The organism is Citrobacter sp. RHBSTW-00859 (assembly GCF_013729795.1).
Taxonomy (GTDB): domain Bacteria; phylum Pseudomonadota; class Gammaproteobacteria; order Enterobacterales; family Enterobacteriaceae; genus Citrobacter; species Citrobacter braakii.
In genome coordinates this window covers 4,325,550-4,344,450 of sequence record NZ_CP056284.1, presented here as the reverse complement: position 1 = coordinate 4,344,450, position 18,901 = coordinate 4,325,550, and the positions used below count along the sequence as shown (strand labels likewise).

General features: G+C 52.8%; 18 protein-coding genes and 4 pseudogenes. 17 read left to right on the top strand and 5 right to left on the bottom strand.

Annotation, left to right across the window (positions count from 1 at the left end):
* Positions 1-309 precede the first annotated feature (309 nt).
* The 5 genes from ytfQ to HV302_RS21680 all read left to right on the top strand — a co-directional run bounded on the left by ytfQ (position 310) and on the right by HV302_RS21680 (position 6,094).
* Positions 310-1,266 carry a galactofuranose ABC transporter substrate-binding protein YtfQ gene (gene ytfQ, locus HV302_RS21700; protein ID WP_016151454.1) on the top strand — a complete coding sequence of 319 codons (957 nt, stop codon included), beginning with the start codon at positions 310-312 and terminating at the stop codon, positions 1,264-1,266.
* 85 nt (positions 1,267-1,351) lie between these two features.
* Positions 1,352-2,854 (top strand): galactofuranose ABC transporter, ATP-binding protein YtfR, encoded by a 1,503-nt coding sequence (gene ytfR, locus HV302_RS21695; protein ID WP_181626568.1) that lies wholly within the window; start codon positions 1,352-1,354, stop codon positions 2,852-2,854.
* Between the two features lie 13 nt (positions 2,855-2,867).
* The gene (gene ytfT / locus HV302_RS21690) at positions 2,868-3,890 is read left to right on the top strand and encodes a galactofuranose ABC transporter, ATP-binding protein YtfT (protein ID WP_181626567.1); all 1,023 of its coding nucleotides are present in this window, start codon (positions 2,868-2,870) and stop codon (positions 3,888-3,890) included.
* A complete protein-coding gene (yjfF, locus tag HV302_RS21685; protein WP_016151457.1) occupies positions 3,877-4,878 on the top strand; it encodes a galactofuranose ABC transporter, permease protein YjfF in 1,002 nt (333 codons plus the stop codon). The genes ytfT and yjfF overlap by 14 nt, the downstream gene beginning before the upstream one ends.
* A gap of 103 nt (positions 4,879-4,981) precedes the next feature.
* Entirely contained in the window at positions 4,982-6,094 is a 1,113-nt protein-coding gene (locus HV302_RS21680) for a methyl-accepting chemotaxis protein (RefSeq protein WP_016155535.1), read from the top strand.
* Positions 6,095-6,146: 52 nt separating this feature from the next.
* On the opposite strand, the gene fbp is transcribed toward HV302_RS21680, so the two are convergent.
* Positions 6,147-7,145: a class 1 fructose-bisphosphatase gene (fbp, locus tag HV302_RS21675; RefSeq protein WP_016151459.1), complete on the bottom strand. Its 999-nt coding sequence runs from the start codon at positions 7,143-7,145 to the stop codon at positions 6,147-6,149.
* 175 nt (positions 7,146-7,320) lie between these two features.
* Between fbp and mpl the strand changes: the two genes are divergently transcribed.
* From mpl to HV302_RS21655, 4 genes are all read left to right on the top strand, one after another.
* On the top strand, positions 7,321-8,697 hold the full coding sequence (gene mpl / locus HV302_RS21670) for a UDP-N-acetylmuramate:L-alanyl-gamma-D-glutamyl-meso-diaminopimelate ligase (RefSeq protein WP_016151460.1): 1,377 nt from the start codon (positions 7,321-7,323) through the stop codon (positions 8,695-8,697).
* Positions 8,698-8,984: 287 nt separating this feature from the next.
* On the top strand, positions 8,985-9,269 hold the full coding sequence (locus tag HV302_RS21665; RefSeq protein ID WP_326928728.1) for a MurR/RpiR family transcriptional regulator: 285 nt from the start codon (positions 8,985-8,987) through the stop codon (positions 9,267-9,269).
* Positions 9,270-9,297: 28 nt separating this feature from the next.
* Positions 9,298-9,995 (top strand): IS1 family transposase gene (locus HV302_RS21660; RefSeq protein WP_223429336.1). Its coding sequence is split into 2 segments (ribosomal slippage): positions 9,298-9,547 and positions 9,547-9,995, totalling 699 coding nucleotides; the frame shifts between segments, so codons are not numbered across the junction.
* Positions 9,996-10,013: 18 nt separating this feature from the next.
* Complete coding sequence (locus tag HV302_RS21655; protein WP_326928727.1) at positions 10,014-11,132, top strand: PTS sugar transporter subunit IIC; 1,119 nt, start codon at positions 10,014-10,016, stop codon at positions 11,130-11,132.
* 63 nt (positions 11,133-11,195) lie between these two features.
* Here the strand turns inward: HV302_RS21655 and yjgA are convergent, their stop codons facing one another.
* On the bottom strand, positions 11,196-11,747 hold the full coding sequence (gene yjgA / locus HV302_RS21650; RefSeq protein WP_016151465.1) for a ribosome biogenesis factor YjgA: 552 nt from the start codon (positions 11,745-11,747) through the stop codon (positions 11,196-11,198).
* 95 nt (positions 11,748-11,842) lie between these two features.
* On the opposite strand from yjgA, the gene pmbA reads away from it, so the two are divergent.
* The 6 genes and pseudogenes from pmbA to HV302_RS21620 form a co-directional block, all read left to right on the top strand.
* Positions 11,843-13,195, top strand: coding sequence for a metalloprotease PmbA (gene pmbA / locus HV302_RS21645; protein WP_047358563.1), 1,353 nt, complete (start codon positions 11,843-11,845; stop codon positions 13,193-13,195).
* Between the two features lie 48 nt (positions 13,196-13,243).
* Positions 13,244-13,630, top strand: a complete 387-nt coding sequence (cybC, locus tag HV302_RS21640; RefSeq protein WP_016155540.1) for a cytochrome b562 — start codon at positions 13,244-13,246, stop codon at positions 13,628-13,630.
* A 330-nt stretch (positions 13,631-13,960) separates the two neighbouring features.
* Positions 13,961-14,269, top strand: coding sequence for a PRD domain-containing protein (locus HV302_RS21635; RefSeq protein ID WP_016151467.1), 309 nt, complete (start codon positions 13,961-13,963; stop codon positions 14,267-14,269).
* Positions 14,270-14,279: 10 nt separating this feature from the next.
* Complete coding sequence (locus HV302_RS21630) at positions 14,280-14,642, top strand: SFCGS family glycine-rich protein (protein ID WP_003830384.1); 363 nt, start codon at positions 14,280-14,282, stop codon at positions 14,640-14,642.
* A 2-nt stretch (positions 14,643-14,644) separates the two neighbouring features.
* Positions 14,645-14,944: a DUF4312 family protein gene (locus tag HV302_RS21625; protein ID WP_016151468.1), complete on the top strand. Its 300-nt coding sequence runs from the start codon at positions 14,645-14,647 to the stop codon at positions 14,942-14,944.
* Positions 14,945-14,966: 22 nt separating this feature from the next.
* A pseudogene (locus tag HV302_RS21620) lies at positions 14,967-15,644 on the top strand (DUF4311 domain-containing protein); the annotation flags it as partial.
* An 8-nt stretch (positions 15,645-15,652) separates the two neighbouring features.
* Here HV302_RS21620 and HV302_RS21615 read toward each other — a convergent pair.
* From HV302_RS21615 to HV302_RS21605, 3 genes and pseudogenes are all read right to left on the bottom strand, one after another.
* Positions 15,653-16,558, bottom strand: a pseudogene (locus HV302_RS21615) (IS3-like element IS911 family transposase); the annotation flags it as partial.
* A 9-nt stretch (positions 16,559-16,567) separates the two neighbouring features.
* Positions 16,568-17,719, bottom strand: coding sequence for an IS30-like element IS30 family transposase (locus tag HV302_RS21610; RefSeq protein ID WP_001254932.1), 1,152 nt, complete (start codon positions 17,717-17,719; stop codon positions 16,568-16,570).
* A 67-nt stretch (positions 17,720-17,786) separates the two neighbouring features.
* Positions 17,787-18,044, bottom strand: a pseudogene (locus HV302_RS21605) (IS3 family transposase); the annotation flags it as partial.
* Between the two features lie 72 nt (positions 18,045-18,116).
* On the opposite strand from HV302_RS21605, the pseudogene HV302_RS28395 reads away from it, so the two are divergent.
* Positions 18,117-18,218: pseudogene (locus tag HV302_RS28395) on the top strand (DUF4311 domain-containing protein); the annotation flags it as partial.
* A gap of 11 nt (positions 18,219-18,229) precedes the next feature.
* Entirely contained in the window at positions 18,230-18,874 is a 645-nt protein-coding gene (locus HV302_RS21600) for a DUF4310 family protein (RefSeq protein ID WP_003830379.1), read from the top strand.
* The last annotated feature ends 27 nt before the right edge of the window (positions 18,875-18,901 follow it).

The following is an 18,901-nucleotide window of genomic DNA, read 5'->3' as shown; positions in this document are numbered from 1 at the left end:
GTCTGTTTCCTTTAAATAAGCTATGGCAAACAAGTGGCGGGTATTATAGCCAACTCGCGCTGAATGTCTCCGCTTGTTTTCGCTTTCTCTGCGCTCATTTTCTTCTTTTTACCCCTCTCTCGTGACAGAAAAATCCATATCTTCAGCCGCATTTTTCATAGCGGGATGAAAGCGATTACAAAGTTGTGATTAACGTTTTATTTACTTTTTTGAAGTGTGATGTAACGCAATTCGTTACATGCTCAATTGTCTATAGTTTTTTCGCGACGGTTTATTAACCAACAATAATCACCCTACGAGGACGCACTTATGTGGAAGCGCTTACTTTTAGTCACAGCAGTTTCGGCAGCCATGTCGTCTATGGCAATGGCAGCCCCTTTAACCGTAGGATTTTCGCAAGTTGGCTCTGAATCCGGCTGGCGCGCCGCAGAAACCAACGTTGCGAAAAGCGAGGCTGAAAAGCGTGGTATTACGCTGAAAATCGCTGACGGCCAGCAAAAGCAGGAAAACCAGATTAAAGCAGTTCGCTCATTTGTTGCGCAGGGCGTTGACGCCATCTTTATTGCGCCGGTCGTGGCAACGGGTTGGGAACCGGTTTTAAAAGAAGCTAAAGATGCCGACATTCCGGTCTTTTTGCTCGATCGTTCCATCGATGTAAAAGACAAATCTCTCTATATGACCACAGTCACCGCCGACAACGTGCTGGAAGGTAAATTGATCGGCGACTGGTTGATTAAACAGGTGAACGGCAAGCCGTGTAACGTCGTTGAGCTGCAAGGGACCGTCGGGGCCAGCGTGGCCATCGATCGTAAAAAAGGGTTTGCTGAAGCCATCGCCAACGCGCCAAACATTAAGATTATCCGCTCACAGTCCGGCGACTTCACCCGCAGTAAAGGGAAAGAAGTGATGGAGAGCTTTATCAAAGCGGAAAACAATGGCAAGAACATCTGCATGGTTTACGCCCACAACGATGACATGGTGATCGGGGCAATCCAGGCGATTAAAGAAGCAGGCCTGAAACCCGGCAAAGATATTCTGACCGGTTCCATCGACGGTGTACCGGATATCTACAAAGCAATGATTGACGGTGAAGCCAACGCCAGCGTCGAGCTGACGCCGAATATGGCAGGTCCGGCATTCGACGCGCTGGAGAAATTCAAAAAAGACGGCACGATGCCTGAAAAGCTGACCATTACCAAGTCGATCCTCTATCTGCCGGATACGGCGAAAGAAGAGTTAGAGAAGAAGAAAAACATGGGCTACTAGTTTTGCTGCCGGTCTTCCGTAGGCCTGATGGCGTTGCGCTTATCAGGCCTACGAAAAGGCCGTGATTTCGTACCGGAGGAATGCCATGACCATCGACCCCCATCAGGAAATCCTCCGCACCGAAGGATTAAGCAAATTCTTTCCCGGCGTCAAAGCGCTGGATAACGTGGATTTCAGCTTGCGTCGCGGTGAGATTATGGCGCTGCTGGGAGAAAACGGAGCCGGTAAATCGACGCTGATCAAAGCGCTGACCGGCGTTTACCATGCAGATCGCGGCACGATCTGGCTCGAAGGCCAGCCTATCTCCCCCAAAAATACCGCCCATGCCCAGCAGTTGGGGATCGGTACCGTGTATCAGGAAGTGAATCTGCTGCCCAATATGTCGGTAGCGGATAACTTGTTTATTGGCCGTGAACCGCGGCGTTTTGGCCTGCTGCTGCGCAAGCAGATGGAAAAACGCGCGACGGAGTTGATGGCGTCATACGGTTTTTCCCTCGACGTGCGCGAGCCGCTGAACCGCTTTTCCGTGGCGATGCAGCAGATCGTCGCTATCTGTCGGGCGATCGATCTCTCCGCGAAAGTGCTGATCCTAGATGAGCCCACCGCCAGTCTTGATACCCAGGAGGTAGAAATGCTGTTCGGCCTAATGCGGCATCTGCGCGATCGGGGCGTCAGTCTGATCTTCGTTACCCATTTCCTCGATCAGGTCTATCAGGTCAGCGATCGCATTACCGTCCTGCGTAACGGCGGCTTCGTTGGCTGCCGTGAAACCCGAGAGCTGCCACAGATCGAACTGGTCAAAATGATGCTGGGTCGCGAACTGGATACCCATGCGCTACAGCGTGCGGGCCGTACGCTGCTGAGTGATAAACCAGTGGCGGCCTTTAGCGACTTTGGCAAGAAAGGCACCATCGCGCCGTTTGATCTACAGGTGCGTCCTGGTGAGATCGTCGGTCTCGCTGGACTGCTGGGATCCGGGCGAACGGAAACGGCGGAGGTGATCTTCGGTATTAAACCCGCCGACAGCGGCAGTGCGCTGATCAAAGGCAAAGCGCAGACCTTGCGATCGCCGCATCAGGCTTCGTGTCTGGGGATCGGCTTCTGTCCGGAAGATCGCAAAACGGATGGTATTATCGCCGCTGCCTCGGTGCGGGAAAACATCATTCTGGCATTACAGGCGCAGCGTGGCTGGCTGCGGCCTATTCCGCGGAAAGAACAAAATGAGATTGCCGAGCGTTTTATCCGCCAGCTCGGAATTCGCACCCCCAACGCTGAACAGCCGATCGAATTCCTCTCCGGCGGCAATCAGCAAAAAGTATTGCTCTCGCGCTGGTTACTGACCAAACCGCAGTTCCTGATCCTCGATGAACCTACGCGTGGGATCGACGTCGGCGCGCATGCCGAGATCATCCGCCTGATCGAAACGCTGTGCGCGGATGGTCTGGCGCTGCTGGTGATTTCATCCGAACTGGAAGAGTTAGTGGGCTATGCCGATCGGGTCATTATTATGCGCGATCGCAAACAGGTGGCCGAGATCCCGCTGGCTGAACTGTCCGTGCCGGCGATCATGAACGCCATTGCGGCCTAAGGAGACTATGGTGATGCCTCAATCTCTCCCTCAATCCACTCCGCCGCAACGGCGATTCCGCTGGCCAAAGGGCATGCCACAACTGGTGGCGCTACTGCTGGTGCTGCTGGTGGATAGCCTGGTCGCGCCGCACTTTTATCAGGTGATTTTGCAAGATGGTCGGCTGTTCGGTAGCCCGATTGATATTCTCAACCGTGCCGCCCCCGTGGCGCTGTTAGCGATTGGCATGACGCTGGTGATTGCCACCGGCGGCATCGACCTTTCCGTAGGCGCCGTCATGGCCATTGCCGGTGCCACCACCGCGGCGATGACGGTGGCCGGGCACAGTTTGCCGGTGGTGCTGCTTGCCGCCTTAGGCTCCGGCATTCTGGCAGGGTTATGGAACGGGATTCTGGTGGCAATCCTCAAAATCCAACCGTTCGTTGCCACGCTAATCCTGATGGTGACCGGGCGCGGAGTGGCGCAGCTTATCACCTCCGGGCAAATCGTCACCTTCAATTCGCCCGAACTGTCGTGGTTTGGCAGCGGCTCGCTCTTACTGTTCCCCACGCCAGTGATCATTGCCCTGCTAACGCTGGTGGTGTTCTGGCTACTGACGCGTAAAACGGCGCTGGGGATGTTTATTGAAGCGGTAGGCATCAACATTCGTGCGGCAAAAAACGCCGGGGTGAACACGCGCATTATCGTGATGCTCACCTATGTGCTGAGCGGTCTGTGTGCGGCTATCGCCGGCATTATCGTCACGGCGGATATCCGCGGGGCAGATGCCAATAACGCCGGATTGTGGCTGGAACTGGATGCCATCCTGGCGGTAGTTATCGGCGGCGGCTCGCTGATGGGCGGGCGCTTTAATCTGCTGCTGTCGGTGGTCGGGGCATTGATTATTCAGGGCATGAACACAGGGATTTTACTGTCGGGCTTCCCGCCAGAACTAAATCAAGTGGTCAAAGCCGTGGTGGTGTTGTGTGTGCTGGTCGTGCAATCACAACGCTTTATCAGCCTGATAAAAGGAGTGCGTGGTCATGATAAAACGTAATTTACCGCTGATGATCACCCTCGGCGTATTTGTACTGGGTTACCTCTACTGCCTGACACAGTTTCCGGCCTTTGCTTCAACCAGAGTTATCTGCAATATCCTGACCGATAACGCTTTTCTGGGCATCATCGCCGTGGGCATGACTTTCGTGATTCTCTCTGGCGGGATCGACCTGTCCGTTGGCTCGGTGATCGCGTTTACCGGCGTATTTCTGGCGAAGGCCATTGGCTACTGGGGTATATCTCCGCTGTTGGCGTTTCCCCTGATTCTGCTGATGGGCTGCGCGTTTGGCGCGTTTATGGGGTTACTGATTGATGCACTGAAGATCCCGGCATTCATTATTACCCTGGCGGGAATGTTCTTCCTGCGCGGCGTCAGCTATCTGGTGTCTGAAGAGTCGATCCCAATTAACCATCCGGTTTATGACATGCTCTCAAGCCTGGCATGGAAAATTCCCGGCGGCGGTCGCCTGAGTGCAATGGGATTGCTGATGCTGGCGGTAGTCGTCATTGGCATATTCCTGGCGCACCGTACGCGCTTTGGTAATCAGGTTTACGCGATTGGCGGCAACGCCACCTCTGCCAACCTGATGGGGATCTCAACCCGCAGCACGACCATCCGTATCTATATGCTGTCGACCGGGCTTGCGACGCTTGCTGGCATTGTCTTTTCAATTTACACCCAGGCGGGTTATGCGCTGGCGGGCGTCGGCGTTGAGCTGGATGCGATTGCCTCAGTCGTGATTGGCGGAACCCTGTTGAGCGGCGGGGTCGGTACGGTGTTAGGAACGTTGTTTGGTGTCGCCATTCAGGGGTTGATCCAGACCTACATTAATTTTGATGGCACATTAAGTTCCTGGTGGACGAAGATCGCGATTGGCATTTTATTGTTTATTTTTATTGCCTTACAGCGCGGTCTGACGGTACTTTGGGAAAATCGTCAAAGCTCGCCAGTAACCAGAGTGGGGACGGCGGCAACACCAAAGTAACATCCTGATTTTTCACTAAACATTTAAATACCTAAACTTTTTCCGGTTGTAGTCGATAGGTTCTGTACAGGTCTGTTTTAACCCTACAACCGGAAATATAACGATGCCAAAATCCCTTTCAATTCGATCAAGTTTGTTGGTGTTATTGTCTCTGCTGACGTTCCTTCTGTTGCTGACCGGCGGTATGGGGCTGTATGCCTCTACCCGTATCATTACTTCTTTGATTTACCACGGTATTATGAGCGCCTCGATGTTGGCTGCCCTCGCATTGCTGGCGGTGATTTGGTTCATGCTGCGAAATAAGTTTCTCAAGCCGCTGGATAATATGGTTGAGCAACTGGAACGCCTGGCGACGGGGGATTTGTCGCCGGTTACCGCGCTGTCGGCCAGCGCCGAATTCAACCGTCTGAACGCGGCAATGGATGAAATGCGCCATGCGCTGGGCGACTCGGTACAGCGTGTCCGTGATGCCAGTTTACAAATTGATATTGGTAGCCGTGAGCTGACGGCCGGGAACCAGCATCTGGCGCAACGTACTGAATCGACAGCCACTTCGCTGGAGCAGACCGCCGCCAGTATGGAAGAACTCACGGCGACCGTGAAACAGAATGCGCAAAACGCGGAACAGGCACACCAGTTGGCAAAATCGGTGTCGGATACCGCCGATCGCGGCAGTGAGATGGTGTGCTATGTGATTGAGAAAATGCGCGATATTTCCGGCAGTTCCAGCCGAATCGCCGACATCCTCAGCGTAATCGACGGTATTGCTTTCCAGACCAATATCCTGGCGCTCAATGCTTCTGTTGAAGCGGCGCGTGCCGGTGAGCAAGGGCGGGGCTTTGCGGTCGTTGCAGGTGAAGTGCGTAATCTGGCCAGCCGCAGCGCCGAGGCGGCAAAAGAGATCCGCACGTTAATCAGCGATTCACACACCCACGTGGGAGAAGGCAGCGAGCTGGCGCAGCAGGCGGGCGAAACCATGGATGAGATTGCCAATGAAGTGATGCGCATGACCAAACTGATGCGTGAAATTGCCAGCGCGTCGCAGGAACAGAGTCGCGGCATTGAGCAGGTGAATATCGCGGTGATTCAGATGGATGAAACGGCGCAGCAAAATGCGGCGCTGGTACAGCAATCTTCAGCGGCTACCCGCTCGCTGGAAGAGCAGTCACATGCGCTGCTCGAAGCAATGGCGGCGTTTAAAGTACAAACGGCGTAGGGGATAAATTTGCCGGATGATGGCGTTAACACGTCTCATCCGGCAAAGCGTATTACGCGTCCGGGAATTCGCGGATAAAGCGTTCTACATCTTCAACCATATGGTCGTTACCTACGAAGAAGGAGCGACGCTGGTGCAGGCTTTCCGGGGTGATATCCAGAATGCGATCTTTACCATCGCTCGCTTTGCCGCCCGCCTGCTCGGCCAGGAAGGCCATCGGATTGCATTCGTACAGCAGACGCAGCTTCCCTTGCGGGTGGCTGGCTGTGCTTGGGTACAAGTAGATCCCGCCTTTGAGCAGATTACGATGGAAATCCGCAACCAGAGAGCCAATGTAGCGCGAGGTGTACGGGCGCTGAGTTGACTTATCTTCTTCCTGGCAGAATTTAATGTACTTCTTCACGCCGTTCGGGAATTTAATATAGTTGCCTTCGTTAATGGAGTACGTGCTGCCTTTCGCCGGGAAGCGCATACGTTCCTGGCTGAGGCAGAATACGCCCAGAGAAGGATCGTAGGTGAAGGCGTGTACGCCACAGCCGGTGGTATACACCAGCATGGTGGAAGAACCATAAACAACGTAGCCCGCAGCAACCTGCTTGTTGCCTGGTTGCAGGAAATCCTCTTCCGTGACCGGCGTGCCGACTGGGGTTACGCGGCGATAAATAGAGAAAATCGTACCGACAGAGACGTTAACATCGATGTTGGATGAGCCATCCAGAGGATCCATCAGCACAACATATTTTGCGTGTTCACAGCCTTCAAAGACGACGATTTCATCTTCTTCTTCCGAGGCAATGCCCGCCACAATGTCGCGCGCCTTCAGTGCAGCTTTCAGTTTTTCGTTCGCGAACAGATCGAGTTTTTGCTGAACCTCTCCCTGCACGTTCTCAGCACCGCTGGCACCCAGGATATCGACCAGACCGGCCTTGTTGATATCGCGGTGGATGATCTTGGCGCCCAGCTTTATTGCCGACAACAAAGCAGTGAGTTCACCGGTAGCATGAGAAAACTCGTGCTGCTTTTCGACAATAAATTCACCTAACGTTTTCATAACACTTTCCCTGCAATTTATGTGGAGTAAAGCGACCGCAACAATATTAACAAATATTTCCATTGCCGCGCTTAGGTGAATCGCGCCAGCAAACTACGGAATATCCTGAAATGCGTTTCTCACTTGCCGGACATGTGCGTAAAATGTCCCCCAGATTAAAAAAGGATAGTGACGTATGCGCATTCATATTTTGGGAATTTGTGGCACTTTTATGGGCGGTCTGGCGATGCTGGCGCGCTCACTCGGTCATGAAGTAACCGGTTCGGACGCCAATGTGTATCCGCCGATGAGTACCTTACTTGAGAAGCAAGGCATTGATCTGATTCAGGGTTACGATGCCAGCCAGCTCGATCCGCAGCCGGACCTGGTGATCATTGGCAATGCCATGACCCGGGGTAATCCGTGTGTGGAAGCGGTGCTGGAAAAGAACATTCCGTATATGTCCGGCCCGCAGTGGCTGCATGACTTTGTGCTGCGCGATCGTTGGGTACTGGCGGTTGCGGGGACGCACGGCAAAACCACCACCGCCGGAATGGCGACCTGGATCCTCGAAGCCTGCGGCTATAAGCCTGGCTTTGTGATCGGCGGCGTACCGGGGAACTTTGAGGTTTCCGCGCGTCTGGGTGAGAGCGACTTCTTCGTTATTGAAGCGGATGAGTACGATTGCGCCTTCTTCGATAAGCGTTCTAAATTCGTACATTACTGCCCGCGTACGCTGATCCTCAACAACCTTGAGTTCGATCACGCTGATATCTTTGACGATCTGAAAGCGATCCAGAAACAGTTCCACCACCTGGTGCGTATCGTGCCGGGCCAGGGACGCATTATCTACCCGGAAAACGACATCAATCTGAAACAGACGATGGCGATGGGCTGCTGGAGCGAACAAGAGCTGGTTGGCGAACAAGGTCACTGGCAGGCGAAAAAGCTGACCACTGATGCATCCGAGTGGGAAGTGTGGCTGGACGGTGAAAATGTTGGCGTGGTGAAGTGGGGCCTGGTAGGCGAACACAACATGCACAACGGTCTGATGGCGATTGCTGCCGCGCGCCATGTTGGCGTCGTGCCTGCGGATGCAGCCAATGCGCTGGGCTCGTTCATCAACGCCCGTCGTCGTCTTGAGCTGCGCGGCGAAGCCAATGGCGTGACGGTGTATGACGATTTCGCCCATCACCCAACGGCCATTCTGGCAACGCTTGCGGCGCTGCGCGGTAAAGTGGGTGGCACGGCGCGCATCATCGCGGTGCTGGAACCACGCTCGAACACCATGAAAATGGGCCTGTGCAAAGATGACCTGGCGCCGTCGTTAGGACGTGCGGACGAAGTGTTCCTGCTGCAACCCCCGCATATTCCGTGGCAGGTAGCAGAAGTCGCTGAAGCCTGCGTTCAGCCTGCGCACTGGAGCGGCGATGTGGATGCGCTGGCAGATATGGTGGTGAAAACTGCACAGCCTGGCGATCACATCCTGGTGATGAGTAACGGCGGGTTTGGTGGCATCCATCAAAAACTGCTGGATGGCCTGGCGAAGAAAGCCCAGGCAGAAGAAGAGTAAAAAAATGCCCGGTGGCGCTACGCTTACCGGGCTTACGATCCGTTGTGGGCCGGATAAGGTGTTTACACCGTTATCCGGCACTTTCTCAGGAGCACGATCTCCGTTGCCATCCGGCCTTCTGGTTACGCCATACTTCTCAACGGAATGGGAAGCCTCCATATGGAAATTTATAACTCAGATCGCAGAAATTAATTTCTAAATCATAAAATCTATTTCCGCTTTTCCCTTGCTAATATCCCCTCGAGAGCCAATGTGGCGTAAGTGCCACATAATAAAAGGTGCGCTCCATGCGAAAAAATTTAACCAATAATGAACTGCGAGTTTATAAATTCTGTCAGGAGAACCCTGCTGATGTTTATAAAATGAAAATTCATGAACTGGCAGATCGCGTTTATACTACCGCGCCATCTATTTCTAAGTTGGTAAAGAAATTAGGCTTTAATAATTTCCAGGAGTTTAAGGTCAACATTCGGGACGTATTCTCCAGAACGCAAAACTCGCAGCACCATAACGCGTTTGTTAGCGAATATATACAAGAAATGCAGGGTGATGCTGCCAACTTACTGATTTAGTGTATGATGGTGTTTTTGAGGTGCTCCAGTGGCTTCTGTTTCTATCAGCTGTCCCTCCTGTTCAGCTACTGACGGGGTGGTGCGTAACGGCAAAAGCACTGCCGGACATCAGCGCTATCTCTGCTCTCACTGCCGTAAAACATGGCAACTGCAGTTCACTTACACCGCTTCTCAACCCGGTACGCACCAGAAAATCATTGATATGGCCATGAATGGCGTTGGATGCCGGGCAACCGCCCGCATTATGGGCGTTGGCCTCAACACGATTTTACGTCACTTAAAAAACTCAGGCCGCAGTCGGTAACCTCGCGCATACAGCCGGGCAGTGACGTCATCGTCTGCGCGGAAATGGACGAACAGTGGGGCTACGTCGGTGCTAAATCACGTCAGCGCTGGCTGTTTTACGCGTATGACAGGATACGGAGGACGGTTGTGGCGCACGTCTTCGGTGAACGCACTCTGGCCACACTGGAGCGTCTTCTGAGCCTGCTGTCGGCCTTTGAGGTCGTGGTATGGATGACGGATGGCTGGCCGCTGTATGAATCCCGCCTGAAGGGAAAGCTGCACGTAATCAGCAAGCGTTACACTCAGCGCATTGAGCGACATAACCTGAATCTGAGACAACATCTGGCAAGGCTGGGACGGAAGTCACTGTCGTTCTCAAAATCGGTGGAGCTGCATGACAAGGTCATCGGGCATTATCTGAACATAAAACACTATCAGTAAGTTGGAGTCATTACCGGCGTGCTGGATAAGCTCAATTACGGGATTAACGCCAGCTACGGATTAATGACGCTGCTGGTGATTATCACCTTCTCAAAGGAGTTAGTTGAAAAGCTTAATCTCAGCCAAAGTTCCGCTATTTTACCGGTGGCGATCTTCTTCTTAATGTCGCCTGGTCATATTACGACAGGATCGGGAGAAATCGTCGTCGATGCTTACGCGCTGATCGACTTTAGCTCTGAATCGATGTTCTTAGGGATTATCGTCACTGTGGTCACCATCAAGGTGGTTCAGTTTCTGGAAAACAGGGCTTTTACCATCAAGATGCCTGCGAGTGTCCCGCCAGAGATTGCCAGGTCGTTTAAATCGCTGGTACCTATCTTCTTAGTGCTACTGTTCTGGATTATCGTCAAGGTGCTGTTTGAGAACACGCCTTTTGGTACGCCGGGGAAATTTATCAGCGTCATGCTGCAACAGCCGTTGCTGTATCTGGGGAATTCCCTCTTATCGCAACTGATTGCTGAGATGATGATCAGTTTCTTCTGGTTCTTTGGGATCCATGGCGACTCTATCATGACATCCGTAATGGGGCCTATCTGGCAAACGCTCAGTGCGCAGAACCTGGCGCAAACTCAGGCCGGGCTGGTAGCGACCAACATCATTACTCAGCAGTTCAGGGATGTCTATTTGATTGCCGGCGGTACGGGTTTTACCGGGGCACTGTTGATTAGCATCTTTATGGTTGCCAAAAGTACGCGATTAAAGCAGCTCTCACGGCTGGCGGCACCGGCGGCAATTTTTAACATTAATGAGCCGGTTATTTTTGGTTTGCCAATCGTGCTTAATCCGCTGATGCTTATCCCGTTTATCATTACCCCAATGGTGCTGTGTACGGTTACTTATGTGGTTATCGCATTCGGCTGGGTTCCCCCCACCTCTGGTATCTCCATTCCATGGACAACGCCGATCTTTATTTCTGGTTTCCTCACCACCGGGATTTCAGGCATTGTTTTACAGGCCGTGAATCTGGTTATCGCCACAGCGATTTATACACCGTTCGTGAAGATTTTAGATAAGCAGTATCTGCATGAAGAGAGCCAGTCAGAGAACGCTATGGGCGAAATGCAGCCCCAGCAGTAAGGGCACAGAATCCACGCCGGATGAAGTATTTACATCATCCGGCACTTTCTGCAGACGAAGAGATTAGATTTCGTTTTCCGCCAGTTCACGCAGATACTGGAAAATCTGACGTGCTGATTTCGGCGGCTTGTTGCCTTCTTGCTCTTTCTTCGCATTGCGAACCAGAGAACGAAGCTGCTGGCGATCGGCGTTTGGCCACAGATTCAGCACTTCCGCTACCGCATCATCACCTTCGGCGATCAGGCGATCGCGCAGTTGCTCAAGCTTGTGAAACAGTACAACCTGTTGGTTGTGACGGTTTTTCAGCTTGTCCAGCGCCTGACGGATAGGATCAACATCGCGCTGGCGCAACATTTTGCCAATCAGCTGCAGCTGGCGGCGGCGACCTTCCATCTTAATACGCTGGGCCAACTCAATCGCGGCACGTAAATCCGCGTCGAGCGGGATTTTATCCAGCGCGTTTTTCCCCAGTTTCACCAGTTCCACACCCAGGTGTTTTAACTCCTCGGCGTCACGTTTTATTTCACTTTTACTAACCCAGATAATTTCATCGTCTTCGTCTTCGATGTCATCACCGGGAACGTCGTCGAGCCAGTCTTCGGGCTGCTTAGTCATGTCAGGCTCCTTAAAAAAAGAGGCTAATGTTACCAGTTAAGATGCGCACTGAAAAACGGTTCTCTGTTAGACTTCAGAGAAACTCTCTCTACATTATGGCATTTGCGATGAAAGTAATCTCACAAGTTGAAGCGCAGCGTAAGATTCTGGAAGAAGCGGTCTCGACGGCACTGGAATTAGCGTCAGGTAAGTCGGATGGCGCGGAAGTCGCTGTGAGCAAGACCACGGGTATTAGCGTCAGCACCCGTTATGGTGAAGTGGAGAACGTAGAATTCAATAGCGATGGCGCGCTGGGGATTACGGTTTATCACCAAAACCGTAAGGGCAGCGCATCGTCCACTGATTTAAGCCCACAGGCGATTGCACGTACCGTGCAGGCCGCGCTGGATATTGCACGTTACACCTCACCGGACCCGTGCGCGGGCGTGGCAGATAAAGAACTGCTGGCCTTTGATGCGCCCGATTTGGATCTGTTCCACCCGGCGGAAGTTTCCCCTGACGAAGCTATCGAACTGGCAGCCCGCGCGGAACAGGCGGCGCTACAGGCCGATAAGCGTATCACCAATACCGAAGGCGGCAGTTTTAACAGCCACTACGGCATCAAAGTGTTTGGTAACAGTCACGGGATGCTGCAGGGCTACTGCTCCACGCGTCATTCTCTTTCCAGCTGCGTCATCGCGGAAGAAAATGGCGATATGGAGCGTGATTACGCCTACACCATTGGCCGGGCGATGGGCGATCTGCAAACGCCGGAATGGGTGGGGGCAGATTGTGCTCGCCGCACCTTATCTCGCCTCTCTCCGCGTAAACTTTCCACCATGAAAGCGCCGGTGATTTTTGCCAACGAAGTGGCGACTGGGCTGTTCGGACATCTGGTCGGCGCGATTGCCGGTGGTTCGGTATACCGTAAATCCACCTTCCTGCTCGACTCGCTGGGCAAACAAATTCTGCCGGAATGGCTGACTATTGAAGAACATCCGCACCTGCTGAAAGGGCTGGCGTCGTCGCCGTTCGACAGCGAAGGCGTACGGACCGAACGCCGTGACATTGTTAAAGACGGCGTGCTGACCCAATGGCTGCTGACCAACTATTCCGCACGTAAGCTGGGACTGAAGAGCACCGGTCATGCGGGTGGGATCCACAACTGGCGAATTCCAGGACAGGGTCTAAGCTTCGAGCAGTTGCTCAAAGAGATGGGCACAGGTCTTGTGGTTACCGAGCTGATGGGGCAGGGCGTAAGCGGCATTACCGGCGATTACTCGCGCGGCGCGGCGGGTTTTTGGGTCGAAAATGGCGAAATTCAGTATCCGGTGAGTGAAATTACCATCGCCGGGAACTTAAAAGAGATGTGGCGCAATATTGTGACCGTAGGCAACGATATTGAAACGCGCAGTAATATTCAGTGTGGTTCGGTATTGTTACCGGAGATGAAAATCGCCGGGCAATGATACTCGTTAAGGCGTTAATTTTTTTAATAATAAAAAAGGAAGTGAGCAATGCGTAAACACCTGTTAGCGATCGTCGCGGCTTCAACGCTGGTTCTTGGTTCTTCTGCGTTTGCAGCCGATCTCGAAGATGACATGGGGATCCTCAACGACAACCTGAAGATCGTCGAAAAAACGGACAATGCGACTGAACTGAAAGACGCGTTGACCAAAATGCGTGCAGCCGCGCTGGATGCTCAAAAGGGAACGCCACCGAAGCTGGAGAGCAAATCCCCGGACAGTGCGGAGATGAAAGATTTCCGCCACGGCTTTGACACGCTGATCGGTCAGATTGACGGCGCGCTTAAACTGGCGAACGAAGGTAAAGTCAAAGAGGCGAAAGCCGTTGCGGAAGACCTGAAAAAAACGCGCAACGAAAACCACAAGAAGTTCCGCTAATCTACTCTTTCCGGCCTGCATAACCGTAGGCCGGATAAGACGCTGCGCCCCTGCATCCCATAAGTAAACGCTATCCCCATCACATTTTTTCATTTTTATCGTCCATTCATTGTTCGCATTTCCTTCCATTTTGCTGCTCACTCTTGCGATCTCAATCACATTCTTCCAGTGATTAATCGTGGTCCCGGCCCTTTTTGCGGCACAGATCACTATCGCTGCGCCCCTTTCCACTTCGAAGTGGAAAACAACTCGCTACAAACTTTTAACCCCCACCGCTAAGTTAACCTCAGAGCCACTAGTGGGGTAAGACGAGTGAATAACGGAGCTGTAATGAATGACATGGGGGAATCGGTGGAACTGGCCGACCGCATGCTGGCGCAGGTGTATGCCTTGCTGCGTGAACGCCACATTATTCCCAACGCTGTACAGGAACAGATGCTGACGTCGCATGTTCGCGCCATGGCGCACCGCTCGGTAACGGGTGAACCCTTACCAGAAGTCGATGCCAGCTTGTTTGATGAAATTTCTGCCGAATCAATGGCGCTTGCCCGTGACGTGGTCGCTGAGTTTGGCAATCTTCCTGAGGAAGAGGCCTGGCTGCTGTCGGTGCACTTCGAAGTCGCGAAAGACAACCTTTAAGGAGCAAAAGATGGAACAGATTACCGTAGTGATTGGCGATCGTCTGGGTAAAGGCCAGAAAGTGGCGGCAGGCGTTGAGAAAGCGGGCGGCCGTGCGGTTGTGGTGCCGGGCGTTGCGGCAGATATGAAGCTGGGTGACGTGATGAAAGCGGAAAACGCCACCTTTGGCATCTCGTTTTGCGGCAGTGGCGGCGCGGGTGCGATTACCGCGCAGACCAAATACGGCTACAAGGCGAAATACGGCATGCGCTCGGTTGATGAAGGGGTCACTGCCATCAACGAAGGTTGCAACGTGCTGGGGTTCGGTTTTATGGACAAAGAAGAACTCGGTGAGCGTCTGGTACAGGCGTGGCAAAAGAAACACGGCGCTTAAGCATGAAAGAACAATTCACCACCACGGTGAGAGTCACTGGCAAGGGCGAGGCCAAAGCGCGCGCCTTTGCCGATGCCCTGAACCACGTTCAGGCAGCGGTGATGAAAGCGTCGCCGCATATCTTACTGCGTATTGAGCCACAGGATGTGCAGGTTGTTCAAGCGCGTGAATCGGTGCGCAAAGAGGCATTTTTATTCCTCTTTTTGCGCCGGGAAAGACGCACCTTCAGCGTGGAGCTGGACGTGACCGTCAACGTGACTGCCATCAATCTCGACAAGGTGGATTTCGTTACGCAACGCTGATTCTTTATTAAAAGGCATAATTATGTTCCTGATAATATTAATAAAATCGCTCATCATCGGCGGCCTGGTTGGCGTCGGTGTCGGCGCTGGGGCTGCACGCATGTTTCATGCGCCTACCACTCAAGGGATGGGCGCGTTTCGTACTCTGGGAGAACTGAATTCCTGCGAAGGGGATCCGGCTTCTCACTTCTCGTTCGGCCTGGGCTTCTTCTTTAACGCCTGGGCTTCCTCTGTTGCGGCGGGGGCGTTCACTCAAGACGTCGACCATCGCATCATCCCCAACTGGGGCGCTGCTGCGCTGATGGTTAAAAACCGCAACGTCGGTGAAACGCTGCACGATCCCAAGCGCATGGCGATTGCCTGCGGCGTTATCGGGATGATCGTCGTGACCTTCCTGAACCTCACGGCGTCATCCGTACCGGAAGCGTTGCAGGTGACTGCCGTCAAGGTGCTGGTGCCTGCGGCTAACCTGCTGGTCAACACCGTGATGCCGGTGATCTTCTGGCTGGCGGCGATCGATGCCGGTAAAAAATCAGGCTTCTGGGCCACCGTCTTTGGCGGCGCGGCGCAGCTGATTATGGGCAACGCCGTTCCGGGTCTGGTCCTTGGCATTCTGATCGGTAAAGGCGTGGAAGAGAGCGGCTGGAACCACGTCACTAAAGTGATGATGGTGGCTATCGTCGCGCTGTTTGTCCTGAGCTGAAGTGGTCAACAAAAACTGGCCACCGAGTTAGAGTTTTTCCAGTATCGATTTTCCGATTCGTTTGGGGGTAACCCACCGTTATATTCGTGCGGTCTTAGTGCGCTGTAATATCCAACGATATAATCCGTTATGGCGTGAGCTGCCTCGCTGAAGCTTACGTAACCCACCACCGGTATCCATTCGTTCTTCAGACTTCTGAAGAAGCGTTCCATTGGGCTGTTATCCCAGCAATTTCCGCGCCGGCTCATACTCTGCCTGATCTGGTATCGCCACAATAACTGCCGGAACTGCCTGCTCGTATAATGACTGCCCTGATCGCTGTGGAACATCACCCCGCCGGGCTTACCACGGGTTTCCCATGCCATTTCCAGCGCTTTCATGGTGAGCCTGCTGTCCGGCGAGAACGACATGGCCCAGCCCACTGGTTTTCTTGCGAACAGGTCGAGAACAACGGCGAGGTACGCCCAGCGCTTACCCGTCCAGATATAGGTCACATCACCGCACCACACCTGATTTGGCTCGGTCACGGCGAACTGCCGTTCAAGGTAGTTAGGGATAGCAACATGTTCATGACCACCACGTTTATACCGGTGAGTCGGCTGCTGACAGCTGACCAGCCCCAGCTCTTTCATGAGCCTGCCAGCAAGCCAGCGTCCCATCTGGTAGCCTCTCCGGGTTGCCATTGTGGCGATGCTTCTTGCTCCGGCCGAACCGTGGCTGATGCCATGTAGCTCAAGTACCTGACTGCGTAATACAGCCCGTCTGCCGTCTGGTTTTTCAGGACGGTTTTTCCAGTATCTGTAGCTGCTGCGATGAACCCCGAACACATGGCAGAGTGTGACCACAGGATAATGCGCTCTGAGTTTCCCGATTATCGAGAACTGTTCAGGGAGTCTGACATCAAGAGCGCGGTTGTAGATTCAATCTGTCAATGCAACACCCCTTTCAATTATCTCTTTCGGTGTTTTGAACTTCAGTGTCTTTCTCGGTCTGTTGTTTAGCTGAGCAGCAACCAGATCTAGTTCATGTTGAGTATATTGGGCAAGACATGTCTTTTTAGGAAAGTACTGCCGAATTAGCCCATTTGTGTTCTCATTTGTTCCCCGCTGCCAAGGACTCTGAGGATCGCAGAAGTAAACTTTAACGCCGGTGCTGACAGTAAATTCTAGATGTCTGGCCAGTTCCATTCCTCTGTCCCATGTCAGTGATTTTCTGAGTTCTGACGGTAAACTCAGGAATTTGTCGGTAAGAGCCTGATTTACTGAGACAGAATCTTTGCCCCTGAGTCTAAGGATGATCGTATAACGTGATTTTCGGTCTACAAGTGTGGCTATATGAGAGTTTTTTGTACCTGAGACTAAATCGCCCTCCCAATGCCCCAGAGAGCGTCTGTTATCGATATTTCGGGAACGTTCGTGAATTGGTGTTCCGTTCACTATGTTAATCGTACCTCTTTCGCCTTTGCGGGTATGACGCCTGCCATGGCGAAGGCTATGCGACCGTCGCAGATGCTGTATATTCAGGTGGTGTAGCGCTTCACGGCTACGAAAGTACAGCGTTTTATAAATTGTCTCAGGTGATATTCGCAGCGTTTTTTGACGTGGTTTTGTTCGCCTTAACCATCCTGATATTTGCTCTGGAGACCATTTCATCTCCAGCTTTTCCAGAACAAGCTTTCGCAATGGTAAATTTTGATCCAGTAAGCACGGTTTTGGCCTTTTCGCCATTCTGTTGGCTCGGTTATTAGCATCAACAGCTTTGTAATAGCGTCTGCCCCGATTACGCTGAACTTCACGTGAGATCGTCGAAGGACTGCGATTCAGCGCAGTAGCTATCGCACGAATGCTCATTTTGGCTGACAAACCAGCTCGTATCTCCTCGCGCTCAGACAGTGTCAGGTGAGCTACAGCCCGCTTACGCTCATGGGGTTTTATGCCGCCAGTATCCCTTAACATAGTGAAGATCGTTCCGGGTTTTGAACCCAGGATATTCGCTATTTCACTGAAGCCTGTTCCGTTCTTCCATAGTTCAAAAACAGAGGCTTTTTCCTCTGCTGTAAATGTTCGTCTCATTCAAAAAACCTCCGCAACCCCATGTTTTCACATAACTGTTGCGTTGACCAATTGAATCTACAGTAGCCTTTTTTAATATTTCATTCTCCATTTCAATGCGTTGTAGCTTTTTCCTCAGCTCACGTATTTCGATTTGTTCTGGTGTTATCGGAGAGGCTTTTGGTGTTTTGCCCTGACGCTCATCACGCAGTTGTTTGACCCATCTTGTCATTGTGGAAAGGCCAACATCCATAGCTTTGGCGGCATCTGCCACCGTGTAGTTCTGGTCAACAACCAGTTGAGCGGATTCGCGTTTAAACTCTGCGCTGAAATTTCTTTTTTTCATTGGAGCACCTGTGTTGTTCTGAGGTGAGCATATCACCTCTGTTCAGGTGGCCAAATTCAGTGTGCCACTTCAAGCGGCTTCTTCCGCGGCTTCGACATGAAGATGATCGAATCCTTCCATCTGACCGTGCCTAACTGGCTCGAACTTATCCACAACTCGCTCAGCGGCAAATAACGGAGGCCATCATGGAACAGAATAAAGGTTTTTGGTTCGCTGACTGGTCGTTCCCGATCTTCGTTGGCCTGCTCTCCTCTGGCGTATTTGCCGGAACTCACATGTACTACCTGTACGGTATTGGCGCATTTAACGAAGTCGCTTTTGTGGCGATGCTGAAGGCGGGAATGGACACCGGCTCCTACGGGGCGGTGGCGGCATTTGGTGCAAGCTTCCTGTTTGCCCGCATCATTGAAGGTTCGCTGGTGGGGATTCTGGATATTGGCGGGGCGATTCAGACCGGGGTCGGGTTAGGTGTTCCGGCGCTGCTGCTGGGCGCAGGTATTATCTTCCCGGTTGCCAACTTCGCAGCGTCGCTGGTCACCGGTCTGGTGATTGGTCTGGCGATTGGCTACATCATTATTCTGGCGCGTAAGTTCACCATCAATCAGAGCGACTCGACCTACGGTGCGGATGTCATGATGGGGGCCGGTAACGCCTCCGGTCGCTTCCTCGGACCATTGATTATCCTCAGCGCGATGACGGCTTCTATCCCTATCGGCATCGGTTCACTGGCGGGCGCGCTGCTGTTTTACCTGTGGCAGAAACCGATCACCGGCGGGGCGATCCTTGGGGCGATGATCCTCGGGTCCATCTTCCCGATTGCCATTAGCTAACTGTTGATTTGTAGGCCGGATGAGGCG